Annotated in this window: 14 protein-coding genes and 1 pseudogene; 6 read left to right on the forward strand and 9 right to left on the reverse strand. The window is 37.8% G+C overall.

Annotated features, from left to right (window positions below; translation table 11 throughout):
* Window positions 1-502 precede the first annotated feature (502 nt).
* Together P20480_RS11355 and P20480_RS11350 are read left to right on the forward strand one after the other, a co-directional pair.
* Complete coding sequence (locus P20480_RS11355; RefSeq protein WP_008128804.1) at window positions 503-1,465, forward strand: transposase; 963 nt, start codon at window positions 503-505, stop codon at window positions 1,463-1,465.
* A gap of 56 nt (window positions 1,466-1,521) precedes the next feature.
* Window positions 1,522-2,268, forward strand: coding sequence for a substrate-binding periplasmic protein (locus P20480_RS11350; protein WP_238530290.1), 747 nt, complete (start codon window positions 1,522-1,524; stop codon window positions 2,266-2,268).
* A 239-nt stretch (window positions 2,269-2,507) separates the two neighbouring features.
* Here P20480_RS11350 and P20480_RS11345 read toward each other — a convergent pair whose 3' ends face one another.
* Together P20480_RS11345 and P20480_RS11340 are read right to left on the reverse strand one after the other, a co-directional pair.
* Complete coding sequence (locus P20480_RS11345; protein ID WP_008128806.1) at window positions 2,508-3,656, reverse strand: hypothetical protein; 1,149 nt, start codon at window positions 3,654-3,656, stop codon at window positions 2,508-2,510.
* 348 nt (window positions 3,657-4,004) lie between these two features.
* Window positions 4,005-4,250 carry a DUF4235 domain-containing protein gene (locus P20480_RS11340; protein ID WP_008128807.1) on the reverse strand — a complete coding sequence of 82 codons (246 nt, stop codon included), beginning with the start codon at window positions 4,248-4,250 and terminating at the stop codon, window positions 4,005-4,007.
* Between the two features lie 286 nt (window positions 4,251-4,536).
* Here P20480_RS11340 and P20480_RS11335 point away from each other — a divergent pair, with 286 nt between their 5' ends.
* Entirely contained in the window at window positions 4,537-5,370 is an 834-nt protein-coding gene (locus P20480_RS11335; RefSeq protein WP_008128808.1) for a mechanosensitive ion channel family protein, read from the forward strand.
* A gap of 163 nt (window positions 5,371-5,533) precedes the next feature.
* Here P20480_RS11335 and P20480_RS11330 read toward each other — a convergent pair whose 3' ends face one another.
* From P20480_RS11330 to P20480_RS11315, 4 genes are all read right to left on the reverse strand, one after another.
* Window positions 5,534-5,749: a helix-turn-helix domain-containing protein gene (locus tag P20480_RS11330; protein WP_008128810.1), complete on the reverse strand. Its 216-nt coding sequence runs from the start codon at window positions 5,747-5,749 to the stop codon at window positions 5,534-5,536.
* A complete protein-coding gene (locus tag P20480_RS11325; protein ID WP_008128811.1) occupies window positions 5,749-6,288 on the reverse strand; it encodes a DUF2975 domain-containing protein in 540 nt (179 codons plus the stop codon). The genes P20480_RS11330 and P20480_RS11325 overlap by 1 nt, the downstream gene beginning before the upstream one ends.
* Before the next feature lie 14 nt (window positions 6,289-6,302).
* Window positions 6,303-7,154: an alpha/beta hydrolase gene (locus tag P20480_RS11320; RefSeq protein ID WP_008128812.1), complete on the reverse strand. Its 852-nt coding sequence runs from the start codon at window positions 7,152-7,154 to the stop codon at window positions 6,303-6,305.
* Window positions 7,155-7,331: 177 nt separating this feature from the next.
* Window positions 7,332-7,808 (reverse strand): YqhA family protein, encoded by a 477-nt coding sequence (locus tag P20480_RS11315; RefSeq protein ID WP_008128813.1) that lies wholly within the window; start codon window positions 7,806-7,808, stop codon window positions 7,332-7,334.
* A 98-nt stretch (window positions 7,809-7,906) separates the two neighbouring features.
* Between P20480_RS11315 and P20480_RS11310 the strand changes: the two are divergent.
* Window positions 7,907-8,495, forward strand: a pseudogene (locus P20480_RS11310) (acyl carrier protein phosphodiesterase).
* Between the two features lie 51 nt (window positions 8,496-8,546).
* Here the strand turns inward: P20480_RS11310 and P20480_RS11305 are convergent.
* A complete protein-coding gene (locus P20480_RS11305; RefSeq protein ID WP_008128815.1) occupies window positions 8,547-8,855 on the reverse strand; it encodes a hypothetical protein in 309 nt (102 codons plus the stop codon).
* A 364-nt stretch (window positions 8,856-9,219) separates the two neighbouring features.
* Between P20480_RS11305 and P20480_RS11300 the strand changes: the two genes are divergently transcribed.
* Both P20480_RS11300 and kynU read left to right on the forward strand, forming a co-directional pair.
* A complete protein-coding gene (locus P20480_RS11300) occupies window positions 9,220-10,062 on the forward strand; it encodes an alpha/beta hydrolase family protein (RefSeq protein ID WP_008128819.1) in 843 nt (280 codons plus the stop codon).
* Window positions 10,059-11,294 carry a kynureninase gene (gene kynU, locus P20480_RS11295; RefSeq protein WP_008128821.1) on the forward strand — a complete coding sequence of 412 codons (1,236 nt, stop codon included), beginning with the start codon at window positions 10,059-10,061 and terminating at the stop codon, window positions 11,292-11,294. Before P20480_RS11300 ends, kynU begins: the two co-directional genes overlap by 4 nt.
* 74 nt (window positions 11,295-11,368) lie before the next feature.
* Here kynU and P20480_RS11290 read toward each other — a convergent pair whose 3' ends face one another.
* Entirely contained in the window at window positions 11,369-13,105 is a 1,737-nt protein-coding gene (locus tag P20480_RS11290; protein ID WP_008128823.1) for a methyl-accepting chemotaxis protein, read from the reverse strand.
* Between the two features lie 29 nt (window positions 13,106-13,134).
* Window positions 13,135-13,356, reverse strand: a complete 222-nt coding sequence (locus P20480_RS19805; RefSeq protein ID WP_008128824.1) for a hypothetical protein — start codon at window positions 13,354-13,356, stop codon at window positions 13,135-13,137.
* Window positions 13,357-13,463: the final 107 nt, after the last annotated feature.

Genomic DNA, 13,463 nt, shown 5'->3' on the forward strand with positions numbered 1-13,463 from the left:
AAAAGCCGTTGCAGTAATACAACGGCTTTTTTGTGTGTGTGTTTAGACCCTGTAGACGCACAGCTTACTGGCGTGTTGGGCGCAGCCCAAAAGGTGTTTAATTGTTGTTGGCGCATACTTTGTTTGCTTTTGGCTCATTGAGGGATTAGAAACCTAATTCAAGGTTTTGTCGCGCTGGCGACAGCAGCCAAAGAGGGGCTGCCGCTGGTCCCTCTCTGGACACTCTCAGCGCACCCGAGCATCACGCTATTTCCTTCTAATAATTAATTGATGTGAACCTAAGCGGCGAAGATAGGCCATCCATGGCCTAGTTTCGCCTTATCGCGCATCCATGCGCGATATTACTCATCAATTACTTATTTTCAGGGCGTGATGACGGGGGAGGGTGTTAAACGTGAGGTTGGTGTTTGGTCTTGGCATATAGGAAATCAAAGAGGTCAAGTCTTGACTTTAGACATCAAGAGTCTAGATTTATAGCTTACTGCTTATGGAGTGAATTGCTATGTCTAGGCCGCTGCGAATAGAGTATGAGAATGCGTTTTATCATGTGATGAATCGTGGAAGAGGGCACGAAAATACTTTTTTGAGCGATGACGACTTTAAGTATTTTTTATACTGTATTGAGCAAGCAAGCCTTCGGTTTAATATTGAAGTGCATTCGTATTGTTTGATGACCAATCATTACCATCTGCTAATAAAAACTCCCGATGCTAATTTAGGCAAGGCCATGAAGCATATTAATGGCCTTTACACTCAATACTTTAATCGAACACATAATACAGATGGTGCACTGTTTAGGGGCCGATACAAAGCCGTGTTGGTGGATGCTGATAACTATTTATCGCATGTTAGCCGGTATATTCATCGCAACCCAATTGAAACGAGCACCCCATTGGTAGATGACCTTGCTAAGTACAAATGGTCTAGCTATTCAGCTTTTATTAAAAGTGGTGCGACACCTAAATGGTTGGTTCGAGATTTTATATTTTCGCTGCAAGGTAAAAAGCGTAAGTATGCTGCGTACAAACAGTTTGTTGAATATGAATGTAATGAAGAAGTAAGCGCTTTTTATAGTGCTAAAAAGTTATTGTCGGTGCTAGGCAGTGATGACTTTGTTGAAAGCATTAAAGGCTATATTGCAACATCAAACAATGAAAGCAAGCTTGTTAGTAAAAGGCATTCAGCGAATGATGTAATTACCTACTTGGCTAACCACTTTAATGTTGAGGTAGATGATATAGTAATGGTTAAAAAGGGGCGAAAAGAAAAAAACTTACCCCGATGGTATGCTATTAAATTGTGCCAAGATTTAACGGGATTAAATTTGCAGGCATTAGCAGATGTTTTTAATGTTAAACACTATTCGGCCATATCAAAAGCTGTTGGTAGATTAAATGCATTAATTATTGAGAATAAGCAGGTTGAATTACAGTGGGAAGCGCTTCTAGGTTGTTTGATGTCTTAAGTCAAGATTTGACCCCTTAATGAGATCTTTAATAAGAGGTTACTATGGTTTGTAGGGTGCTTATTTTACTTTGCATTTTTTGCTTTAGCATTGGCTCGTTAAATGCCAGCGAAAAGGTTAAAACCATTACGTTTGCGGTTGGTCACGACCATGACAAAATGCTGATGGAGAATTACCCAATTTATCGTGCTAGTTGGCAATTTTTAAATCAAAGTTTAGCTAAATTAGGATATGAAGTAGACGCCATTATTTTACCATGGGCGAGAGCTAACTATTATACTCAGTTAGGAAAAGCTGATGGTTTATTTTTAGCTGCTAACCTGCCAGGACGAGAGCAATGGGCGGTTTTATCAAACCCAATTGGAATGGGAGTATTTGGTGCTTTTTATCATAAGGATAGAAAAGACGAACATGCTATTATTGCGGGTGTTCGTTTAGGTGTGCATGACAAAATATTAACTGGCTATAATACTTATGAGTTGTTAGAAGTTGCCACAGCTCAACAAGGGTTTAAACTGCTTTTTAACCAAAAAGTTGACCGCTTAATTATGTCAGAAAGTTATGGCAAGTATTTGTTGAGCACTGAGTTAATTGAATTTAAAAACGACATATTATTTGACTCTGATGTAATTGAAAAACGTTCAATTCATGTTGCATTTGCAAAAGACATTGCGAAAAGTTTGAAAGCTATGGCGGTAGTGAATAAAGCGATTGATTTAGGTATAAGCGATGGTACATACCATGACGTTATGACTAAAAATAAAGTACCTGAAAGTATGTTTTTGCCTAACCTTAATAAATAGTAATTATATTTTATATGTTTTTAAGAACGCCCCGTTGTGTCAGTTTTCTGCTGTTTAATGAGTGAAAATGTAATACTTGCCCTTAGTAACTCTATTTAACCCTCCTGCTGATGTAAGAGTTGATTTTGAAGCTAATAATAAATATTTTTCTATTTAACGATTCAAAAGCAATTTTTAACTAGTTATAAAAAGGGCAATAATATTGCCCTTTTTTACGCGCTTAAACTTATTTTGATAACTTATAGCGCGACTAAGCTTTGCTCTAGCATTGCCTTTATTTGGTTTACTATTTTAGCTTCTGTTTCGGGTTCGAATTGTTGTATACGTGGGGTATGAATATGCCCTGTAGGTATACTTGAATTAAGCGCATCACGAAGGCGAATACTTCGGTACGATATTTCGTTAGACAAGTATCCACCGCCGCCGCCATTAACCGCAATACTGTTTTTTAGCTCGCCGTACGAAGGCGCTTTATAGGTTTTTTCAAGCGTGGTGACTTCACGATTGTCGATAACTTTATAGGGGCCTTTGGCTTGTTGCATGTAACTTACAGGCAAGCTAAATTTTACAAACTCATTGCCCGGGAGTGGTCGGCCATTAAGTTTTGGGATTACTGGGCTTGTTTGCGTGCCGCCATACACAATATTGGCATTATCGGGGGCGGTTACACTGCGACGTTTACCCGGAAAGTGCTCTAAATCAAATTCTGTTCTGCCCATACTTACGGTGACTACCATGTCTACATTATTAAGTGCGTAGTAGGGGGCAAGTAGCGACTCTATTATTCCTTGATCGAAGTCTTCGTAGCGTACAGGCACCATAACGGTGTTAATTTCTGCGCTTATGCCGTTGTAATTAATAACTTGCCCGTCGAGTAATAACGCTGCAACACCTGAGGGGTTACTTTGGTTTATGTTTCTATCGAGTAAAAATGGGTCAAAGCCTGTAAGTAATATTTTTTTAGTGCTGCCTGATGAAAAAGCCAGATCGGTACGGCCTCTGCTGCCTTCCTCAAGTAGGGTTAGTAACGTATTGAGTTGAGCCTGCGTAATTGAAAATTTAGGCGGTGTTGTGCGTATTACTTTACTTGAAAGCAGGCGTGCCCAGTAGAGCTCTCGGTCGTCGTAGTTATTGGTATTTATTATGCGTTGCTTGGCGTTTTCCCACAGTTCAAAGCTAAAACGTTGTACTAATGTTTTTGCACTTTTAAAGTTGTTAAGCTCTTTAAATTGTTGCTCAAAACTTGATACTTGTGGGGTAAATGCTTTTAAAACATTGGGCATTGCTAATTGGGCTTTGTTGATACGCTGTTCTTCAACAGTTAAAGGATTACTTAAAGTAGCGAATGAAGAGGCAATTAAGCTGGTCGCTAATAATACTTTGATCATAATATTCCTAATATAAGGCTATTGTTTTATATGTAATTTACTATCCTACGATTGCTAATTTAGAGCAACCCATTAACGTTGAATCGACTGATATTTGCTTTTGTGATTAACTCACTTTGGTTATTGGATTTATAAAGCTAGCATTGAGTCTTTTTTATAAGAAAGTAATTGTGATGGTTACCTTTTACTCAGGTTATATAAATTATCTGGGTAATCGTACACAGTCTATTACAGGAATATAGTGAGCGTTCATACCTATATTGTTCAGGGTAATTATAGGCTGGTGGAGTGAGGGAGAAGTTAAACCTCTTGTAAACACTAACATTACAAGAGGCATTAATTTAAAACTTATTTGGATTGACGTTTGTCGAGAATATAACGAACTGCCATTCTTGCTACGCCGGCTCCAATGCCTGAAACTACCGCCCAAGTTACTGCTTCTTTAATATCTGTATTTTCGCTTGGCTTGTCTTTGGGGGCTGGTTCGTTGGTAACCTTTTCCCACGATTTTTGTAAAGTTTTCCTTGTTAGCATACCTGCAGAAGCTGCTGCCAAACCTATACCTATAGTCGTAATTAGTTGTTTATTACTCATAATGTTCTCCTTTTAATAACTATAAATAGACGTTATTTATGTTTAATTTTTAAAGTATGAACATGCGTAACAGCAATTTACGTTCCGAAAGGCAACATTGCCTATATTAAGTCGTGTTGAATATTGTTTATATAGTAAATACTTTTGCCCTATGAAAACTTGTTTTGTTAAATGTCATGCACCTACAGTCAAAAAATAATAATTTACTATTTTTGGTTAATGAAAAGTTAACAAAGTGGCTTTGTAATGACTGGGATAATTTACATTTCATGACACAGGAATAATAATGAATGATTTAATAAACGATATTGATGTTAATCAGTATCTACCCGCCGCACTTGAATGGTCTACTAATATTTTACTCGCAATTGTAATACTGCTAGTAGGTTTATGGTTTGCAGGAAAGGTTAGAAATTTAATTGTTGGCTTATGCCATAAATATACTCATTTAGATGATACGCTATTTCGCTTTTTAGGCAGTATGGCCCGTTACATTATTTTAGCGTTTGTGTTTATTGCAGTGTTAAATCGTTTTGGTGTACAAACGGCTTCAATTATTGCGTTATTAGGCGCTGCAGGTTTAGCAATTGGTTTAGCACTACAAGGTGCTATGTCTAACTTGGCTGCAGGTGTAATGCTATTAATATTTAGGCCTTATAAGGTAAATGATTTTATTGAAGCCGCAGGTCGTTTTGGTAAAGTAACAGAAGTGGATATGTTTACGACTATTTTGCAAACGTTCGACAATCAACAAGTTATTATTCCAAACAGCCAAATTTGGGGTGCACAAATTATTAACCACTCGCATCACCCTATTCGTGGCGTAGATATGCATTTTGGTGTGGCTTACGATGAAAATACAGATGCAGTGCGTAGAGTTATTGATAGCGTGTTAGACAGCCATCCACATATTTTAAAAGATCCGGCCCCATTTGTTGAAGTTGAAACACTTAACAATAGCTCTGTCGACTTTTTAGTTCACCCTTTTTGTAAAGGTGAGCACTACTTTGAAATTTTATATACTGTGCCAGAGCTAATTAAAAAAGCACTTGATGAAAACAATATTGAGATTCCATTCCCTCATCGTAAAGTTATATTAGTAAACGAAAACAAAGATTAGTTAACCAGTAAGCCAATTTTAAAGTGCTTTTTAAGTGTTGAGCCTGGCTTACATAATAACAGTTGATAAAAAATAAAAGCCACTTTGCTAATAAATTTAAACAAAGCGGCTTTTTTATTACTTATTAATAACAAACTCTAATAGCCACTCAGTTTGTTTAGGGCTATTGCACTTCTTCGTCAGTGAATCTAAGTATATCGCCCGGTTGGCAATTTAAATGCTTACAAATGGCATTTAACGTGGAAAACCTGACTGCTTTTGCTCGTCCTGCTTTGAGCACTGATAGGTTTTGTGCCGTTATGCCAATAGCGTGCGCAAGTTCACTTGATTTCATTTTTCGTTTAGCAAGCATTACATCTAAATCAATAATAATAGGCATTAAATAACTAATTCTTGGTCTTGTTGAAGTTTATGGGCTTGTTTCATTATCCATCCGATAACGTAAATAATTAACCCCGATATAAGGCCTATTATATCGGTATCGCTAATTGAAACTACACGCTTAAGCTCTACGTCATCAATAATATTAATGATACTGAAAATTAAGGCAGGGTATAAGGCGACTATAAAAAACTGTAAAACCATTACTGCGCCTAACCATGAAAAACATTGACTATTCTTAGGGCCAAAAATACTGCCATTTCGATACAAGCTAAAAAGGCGTATTAAAATCGCATTTACCAGCAGTAAGAATGCGACTTGAACAAGTCCCAAAAATATAACAGGGTTGTAATTATTGCTTTTAAGGTATGAGGCTGCCTGTTGCCATGAGCCACTTACTTCTAGACCAATCCACATTTTTGTACCACTTTCGCTGCTATAATTTAATAGCTCTGTATTGCTCATTAATACCATGGCACTGCTGACCAACGTTATTAAAAAACCAAAGGCTAATAAAGTTAAAATAAAATTACTCATATATGTGATCTTTTTCATTGTGGTACGTTATTTTTTGTTATTTGAGATAATAGTACAGCATATTTTGATTTTAATTCAGCCCCTTTTAATGCATTACCGTGATGCATCCCTTTTGCTATATATAACTGTTTTTGACTCGATATAGCCTCTTTGTAGAGCTCCTTGGCTAATGAAATAGGTGTTTGCATGTCATTTTCACCCGTCATTATTAGTAGTGGTGATTTATAATCTTGCACCATTTTTAAATTGTTGATGGTTGTTAACTGTTTTGAAAAGTTAATATTTATAAATGGCTTTGCATACCATGGTATACGTGCGCTGGTCATTTGCTTTACGTTTGTAATACTGCCTTCAAGCACCAGACCATCAACAGGGCGCTGTGTTGCAATGTAGCCTGCAATCATGCTGCCCAGCGAGTGACCATGTAAAACGATTGGTATATTGCTTTGTTGTTTAGCAAAGTCGTAAATATCTAGCGCATCTTGTTTCATATTTTTTATGTTAGGTATGCCACTACTTTGCCCATACCCGCGATAATCTAACATTAAGATATTTACTTGCTGCTCGATTAGAATAGTGGCGGGTCCAGCGCTGTTTCTCTGAATAGTAAATTCGTTACCACCAAAATACACAACAGTAGCTTTTGGGTTTGCAATACTTAAATACGTGCCGCGAAGTGTATTTCCATCATGTGCAGATATTTCGATAGGTGTTATTTGTACTGAATTATTGATGGCTGAAAGTGTGCTTAACGTTATGTTTTTATTTGGTTTAATAAAGTGGGACTCACTAATATTTATTGTTTTACATGCTGTTTGGCTAAGTATTAGTAGTATCAAGATGATTAAATGTAAGGAGTGTTTCATATTTAGATCCATTAAATTAAAACACTAAAATGGCATTTTTATTATTGATAATCAATGTTTAATTATCGTTATTCGATAATTAAATAGTGCAGCTTTTATGATGGGTGGAAATTTTGTTACTTGCCACAGTATTTATACACTTAATATTCTATGAAGCGTTTTTAACATTATTTATAGCTAGTCTTTCATTGAACGCCATGCAAATGTTGAGGCGGCTATAACAATTGCAATGGCTATTCCTAAGTACAGGGTTTCTATTGTGCCGCCAAATTCAACTGCATGTTCTAAAAATAGTATGACAAGAACAACTGAGCTTACTTGTACGAGGGTTATTTTTAGATCGTGAAAGTCTTTAATATTAAAAGCGGCTAAAAACTTACTTTCTTTTGATTTAGCAGGCGATATGAATAAGCGGTATAAGCTAATGGCAATTACTTGTAGGGTAATACCGATTAATAGTAAATCGAGAATTTTAAGTAGTTCAACTATGAGGGCTTTACCTGCTTTTGCAGAATCTGGTAGGTCGAGAATGGTTGAAACCACTATATTAAAAACAATATTAATACACGAAACATAAACAAGAAGCGATGATAATGCTGCGGTAATAACCGCGATGACAACTAAAAAACGACTGGTTTGGAATATATTTTCCATGCTGCTCAACTTTATAATTAGACGTAACTTATACGAAGCATAGTATATGTTAGATCCCTAAGTTACTATTTAAACAGAGTAACTAACGCGAGAATATATTGAATTATTTAGCCCACCTTTATTTTGCAAAGCCAACGGCTGATTCTCACTTTGGAAATTTATTGGGCGATTTTGGTGGCCATAGGCATGTGGCGCAACTGAGTGAGCCTGTAAAAAATGCGCTTAGTAATCACTATTTAGTTGATAAATTTACCGACTCTCACCCAATTGTTAAAGAAGCTAAACAGTATTTTTCACCAATGCGCAGGCGATTTGCAGGCGTTGCAATTGATGTGGTGTTTGACCACTTTTTAATTATGCATTGGCAACGGTTTAGTGATCAGCCCTTGAGTGATTTTAAACGTAACAGTTTTGGGCTTTTAAATCAGCGGTTAGCGCACATGCCGCCGCGTATGCAGCGGGTTGTTACTAGCATAACTAAACACGATTGGTTTAAAGATTACGAAACCATTAATGGTGTGGGGGCTGCGTTGGATAATATTGCTGATCGTATTCGTTTTGCCAACCAATTTACTGGCGCTGCTGAAGATATAAAGCGCCATTACAACCAATTAGATGCCGCTTTTTTTAGCGTTTTTTCCAGAATTAATAGCACATGTAAAAGAGTTTAACACTGAACGCACTTGAGCTTACTGTGCTTTGTTTGTAATTACAGGCAAAGGTTTTTGTTAATGCAGTTTAGTCGTCTGGGCCGTTTAAGGTAAATTTTAGGTGCTTTCGCATATCTTTTAAAATAACGCCTTTTTTAAGCATTGCGCCGCTTAATCGTTTTTGCCATTTTAATATGTCAGGCTCGGCGGCATCAAGGGCTTGCTGGTTTTCAAACTGAAAGCACATAAGTAACGAGCCTGGGAATAAGTGATACTCCACGTCAAACCAACATTGCAGCATACCGGGTAGTTCGGCTCGGCCTTGCTCTTCTATTTTATCGGCAACGTTAAGCACAAGCGCTTGTTGTTTTTCTTGCACTTTAGATAGTTTTTTCATTGTTGTGTTCCACTTGAGGGCATAATAATAGCCAGAGTGAGTCATTATACATAAGCTTTTAATGGCCAACACCTTAAAGCTAAGTTAATAATAATTTAGGTATAAATATAAGCTTAAACGCAGTAACTTTACTCGCTGCTTTTAGCATGGTTAACTTGGCGCTGCTTTTGTAAAGTGGGGTAAATACGCAAACAATGGTCATTAATTACGCCTGTTTTGTGTATAACAATAATAATTGCAGCCACTAAAGTGTTATTAATTAATGATTGAGTGACGTGATAACGCAAGTTAAACGTAACGCTATGGTAGCAGTTTTAATATGTATAAAGGCGTTGTTTTTAAAATTTAAAAAGGAAGTTGTGTTGTGAAAAATATGGTTGTTTTACTTTTAGGTATGTGGTTTTTAAGCGGGTGTACGACTACCAACAACATTGAGTTTCCTATTGTTGGAAACAATGTTGCTTACTCTAAAGTAGCGTCGCTTGGTTTTGTAAATGCTAATGAAAAAGTACCTTACGGGAGTGATGAATCACAATTTGCATTACTGTGGCGCGCCACGCAAGCTGAGCAAAGTACATCAAAGCCGTTAGTTGTATTGCTACATGGTGGCTGTTGGCTAAGTGCATACGATATAAAACACAGCTATGCATTAAGCACAGGCTTAGCACAAGCAGGATTTAATGTGTGGTCGGTGGAATATCGCCGCAGTGGTAAAAGCGGTGGTGGCTGGCCTGTAACTTTTGACGATATTAAAGCCGGTATTTTAGCATCCAGTGTCTACAACAGTGGCGAATTTAAATTGAATAATACAGTGGTTATTGGGCATTCGGCTGGTGGTCATTTAGCGTTACTAGCGGGTGGACAAATGAGTGAATTAAAAGGCGTCATTGGCCTTGCTCCCATTACCGATATTAAAGCCTATGCGGCAGGTACAAATAGCTGCCAAACAGTCACTAAAGATTTTATGCAAGGTATGCCAAGCGATAAACCTAAAGAATACACTCAGGCCAACCCAAGTGAGCAACCATTGCATCAACAAAGCATTATTTTACAAGGTGCGAATGACAGCATTGTTCCTGCGTATAATTTAGAACAGCTTAATCGACCAGTAGATTTACTCGAAGGGGTGGGGCATTTTGATTGGATACACCCAGGTTCTGCTGCTTTTAGCACCTTAGTTAAACATTTAAACGGAATCGATAAATGAATTTTGATGATATTGTAGCGCTTGATAAAGCTGATGTATTGGCAGGCAAGCGTGATGAATTTGATTTACCCGCAAACACTATTTATTTAGATGGTAACTCGCTAGGTGCTTTACCTAAAGCGGTTAAAACCAGAGTGGCGCAAGTAGTGAGCGAGCAGTGGGGGAGCCATTTAATTAGGAGCTGGAATGATCACCAATGGATTGATTTACCTACACAGGTTGGCGAAAAAATAGCGCCCATAATTGGTGCTGAAAAAGGCCAAGTCATTTGTTGTGATTCGATTTCAATAAACTTATTTAAGCTTTTAAGCAGCGCGCTTATGTTAAACACTGGCCGTAGTAAAGTGTTGTCGACACAAGATAATTTTCCGACCGATTTATACATGGTGCAAGGTTTAAGCGATTTATTAGGTACTGACTTATGTCAATTAAAACTAGTTGAAGAGCAATATATTGAACAAAACTTGACTGACGATATAGCGGTATTGTTACTTACCCAAGTTAACTTTAGAACTGGTAAGCTTTTGAATATGCAAAAACTTACTGAGCTTGCCCATAAAAAAGGTATTTTAGTAATATGGGATTTAGCACACAGTGCAGGTGCGTTGCCGGTTGAGCTGGATAAATGCAACGTTGATTTTGCAGTAGGCTGTGGCTACAAATATTTAAATGGTGGCCCTGGCTCACCTGCCTTTTTATACGTTGCCAAGCGCCACCAAAGTGCCGTTAAACAGCCATTGAGTGGTTGGATGGGGCATGCAAAGCCATTCGCGTTTGATGCTCAATACGAGTGTGCAGCAAGTATTAATCAGTATTTATGTGGTACGCCAAGTGTGATTGCTATGAGTGCGTTAGACGCTGCACTTGATGTGTGGGAAAGCGTAAAAATAAGCGATGTGAGGGCTAAGTCGATTGCTTTAGCCGATGTGTTTATTGCTTTAGTGCATTCGCATGCTAGCTTGGCTGACTTGCGCTTAAGCTCTACTGAGGATTCAATCCAACGCGGAAGCCAATTGGCTTTTTCGCATAACCACGCATTTGCTATTTGCCAAGCATTAATAGAAAAAGGTGTTATTGCTGATTTTAGAGCGCCTAATATTTTACGGTTTGGTTTTACGCCTTTGTATACCTCGTTTGAAGATGTGTGGAACGCGGTAAATACGTTAGTTGATGTAGTTACAACAAAGTTATACGCCGAGCCACGGTTTAACTTGGCGGGTAAGGTTACTTAATAAAGTGGGCTAATTGCTTTGGTTTATTTTGCTTAAGCAATTAGCCTCTAGCTGTATTACAAGGTTGCTATTAACTATTGAAACTTAAAGTTTTTCATTGTGTGTTGCAGGGTTTCAGTGTTGAGTCGCATTTCATTAAATATTTCTTCTTGCTTACGTGCTGCTTCAACTTCGTGGTTGGCGTATTCAAATACGCTTGCAGCATCCACTGCTATATTTGACGCAACTGCCGACTGTTGTTCTGCGGCTGATGACACGTTCATGGCTAAGTTTTCGAGTACTTTACTTTGTGCATGCACTTGCTCGGATACCGCTCTTGCTTGATCAAATCGTTCTAATGTGGCTTTTGATAATTTAGTACTTGCCACAATAGAGCTAACTACTTGGTCGCTGATAGATTGTAACTCGCCGAGCAAAGACGAAATTTTTTCTGATGATTCTTTACTGTTTCCGGCAAGGCTTCTTACTTCGTCGGCAACAACGGCAAACCCTCTACCATGCTCACCTGCTCTTGCTGCTTCAATAGCGGCATTGAGCGCTAGTAAATTAGTTTGCTCGGCAATGCTACTAATTGAATCTAAAATGGACGATATACTCGCTACCTGCTGATCCATTTTACTTACCACTTCTTCTACGTCAGACATCCCCGTTGCAAGCTCAGTAATTGAGCTTTGGCTGAGTTTGTTATCTTCTATCAACAGATTGGCTTGTTTGTTTAACTCGTCACTAGAGCTGAGAGTTTCAGAAGCTGAGCCTGCTATTTCGCGGCTTGTTGCGGCCATTTCTTCTATTGCGGTGGCTATATTACTCGCCATAGCCAATGTTTTGTTTGAATCATCAAGGACTGTTTTTGTTGCATTACTCATATCGTCACTGAGTTTTGAGCCCGAATTTATTGAGTGGTCGAGCCCTAATAGCAGGTCTTTAAAAGCGAAAATAGTATTGTGGATAGCATTTGATATTTCGCCGAGTTCATCTTTACTTTTGAGCCTTATATCTATTGTTAGGTCGCCTTTTTCGGCTTTAAGTAAGAGTGACGTTAGTTGGCTTAATTCCTTTTTGAGAGTACTTAATAAATGAAAGTTTAAGTATGCGATGATCACAAGTGTAACCAAAAAGTAGATAATAGTGAGTGTAAGCGTTGTATCGGCCGCTTCTTTTAGTTCAAGGCCATCTTTGTCAACAGTACTCCATTGGCTGTCTAGTACTTTTTTAATTTGAGTTATTTGTTGTGTTGCCATAGGAAACCACACTGAGGCTGCCGGCAAAGCTGTAAAGTTAGGCGATTCTGTATTGAGCAATGTGTTTGTTATTGCATTAATTTCACGTGAGTCAGTGCTTTGTATAATACTGTTAAAGCTTTGTAATTGTTGGCCTTGCAAATTAGCTATTAAATATTGGTTGAGCAAATCTATTTCTGAATTGTATAAGGCAATATTTTGCTGTGTAACACTCGTTAATTGCTTTTTAGCTAAAGTGCCATTTATTTTTCCCCTATTTTGGCCCAAACGTTCTTTGTATTGCGCGAGCAAAAAAGCAATATTTAGATCTTTAGATAATACCGGGTGCTTTATTTGGCTACTCAGGTTAGCCGCTATATCGAGTGCAATTTGATTTAATTTACTGTAAAACGCGAACGCACCAGGGGCTGCTTTATTATCAACTTGAGTGCGTAATGCCGCTTTTTTTGCATTGTGATCAAAAAGAATACTTAAATTTTTAGAGACCTTTGTAGAATTTTTAGTAAGTTGATCACTTACCGACTCTAAATGCTGTATTGAAGCATCTGCTTTTTGGCGTTGCGCGAGCACTTTGTTTTTAGCCTCGGCTGAACCACTTCCTAAAAGCCTGCAGTTAACCCTCGCTCTACAGCATGGTTATGTGCCACTTTTTCCAGTGCATCTAACAAGCTAATTAATGCAATATCTTGCTGCAGTGTCTGCGACTCCTGCCATTTATTCGCTATGTTTTGTATCAGCAATATAAAAATAAAAACCATTAATATGATTGATGTTAACAAAGAGAGTTGAATGATAGATAGTCGGCCAAGTAAGCGATTCATAGGGTTAGTCCTGTTGTGTATTTATCTCGGTATTTTGGCTAAACAAGGGTTAAGCAAATAAATAGCCATTAACTATTTAATACATAAAGCTTAGTGTAGTTTTTAAT

Source organism: Pseudoalteromonas sp. BSi20480 (assembly GCF_000241365.1).
GTDB classification, from domain to species: domain Bacteria; phylum Pseudomonadota; class Gammaproteobacteria; order Enterobacterales; family Alteromonadaceae; genus Pseudoalteromonas; species Pseudoalteromonas marina.

Excerpts from the sequence above, each read along its gene's own strand:
- P20480_RS11320 (WP_008128812.1), bottom strand. The coding sequence starts at position 7,154 with ATGAAACACTCCTTACATTTAATCATCTTGATACTACTAATACTTAGC.
- P20480_RS11305 (WP_008128815.1), bottom strand. The coding sequence starts at position 8,855 with ATGAAAAAACTATCTAAAGTGCAAGAAAAACAACAAGCGCTTGTGCTT.
- P20480_RS19805 (WP_008128824.1), bottom strand. The coding sequence starts at position 13,356 with ATGAATCGCTTACTTGGCCGACTATCTATCATTCAACTCTCTTTGTTA.
- P20480_RS11325 (WP_008128811.1), bottom strand. The coding sequence starts at position 6,288 with ATGAGTAATTTTATTTTAACTTTATTAGCCTTTGGTTTTTTAATAACG.
- P20480_RS11330 (WP_008128810.1), bottom strand. The coding sequence starts at position 5,749 with ATGCCTATTATTATTGATTTAGATGTAATGCTTGCTAAACGAAAAATG.
- P20480_RS11335 (WP_008128808.1), top strand. The coding sequence starts at position 4,537 with ATGAATGATTTAATAAACGATATTGATGTTAATCAGTATCTACCCGCC.
- P20480_RS11345 (WP_008128806.1), bottom strand. The coding sequence starts at position 3,656 with ATGATCAAAGTATTATTAGCGACCAGCTTAATTGCCTCTTCATTCGCT.
- P20480_RS11315 (WP_008128813.1), bottom strand. The coding sequence starts at position 7,808 with ATGGAAAATATATTCCAAACCAGTCGTTTTTTAGTTGTCATCGCGGTT.
- P20480_RS11355 (WP_008128804.1), top strand. The coding sequence starts at position 503 with ATGTCTAGGCCGCTGCGAATAGAGTATGAGAATGCGTTTTATCATGTG.
- kynU (WP_008128821.1), top strand. The coding sequence starts at position 10,059 with ATGAATTTTGATGATATTGTAGCGCTTGATAAAGCTGATGTATTGGCA.
- P20480_RS11340 (WP_008128807.1), bottom strand. The coding sequence starts at position 4,250 with ATGAGTAATAAACAACTAATTACGACTATAGGTATAGGTTTGGCAGCA.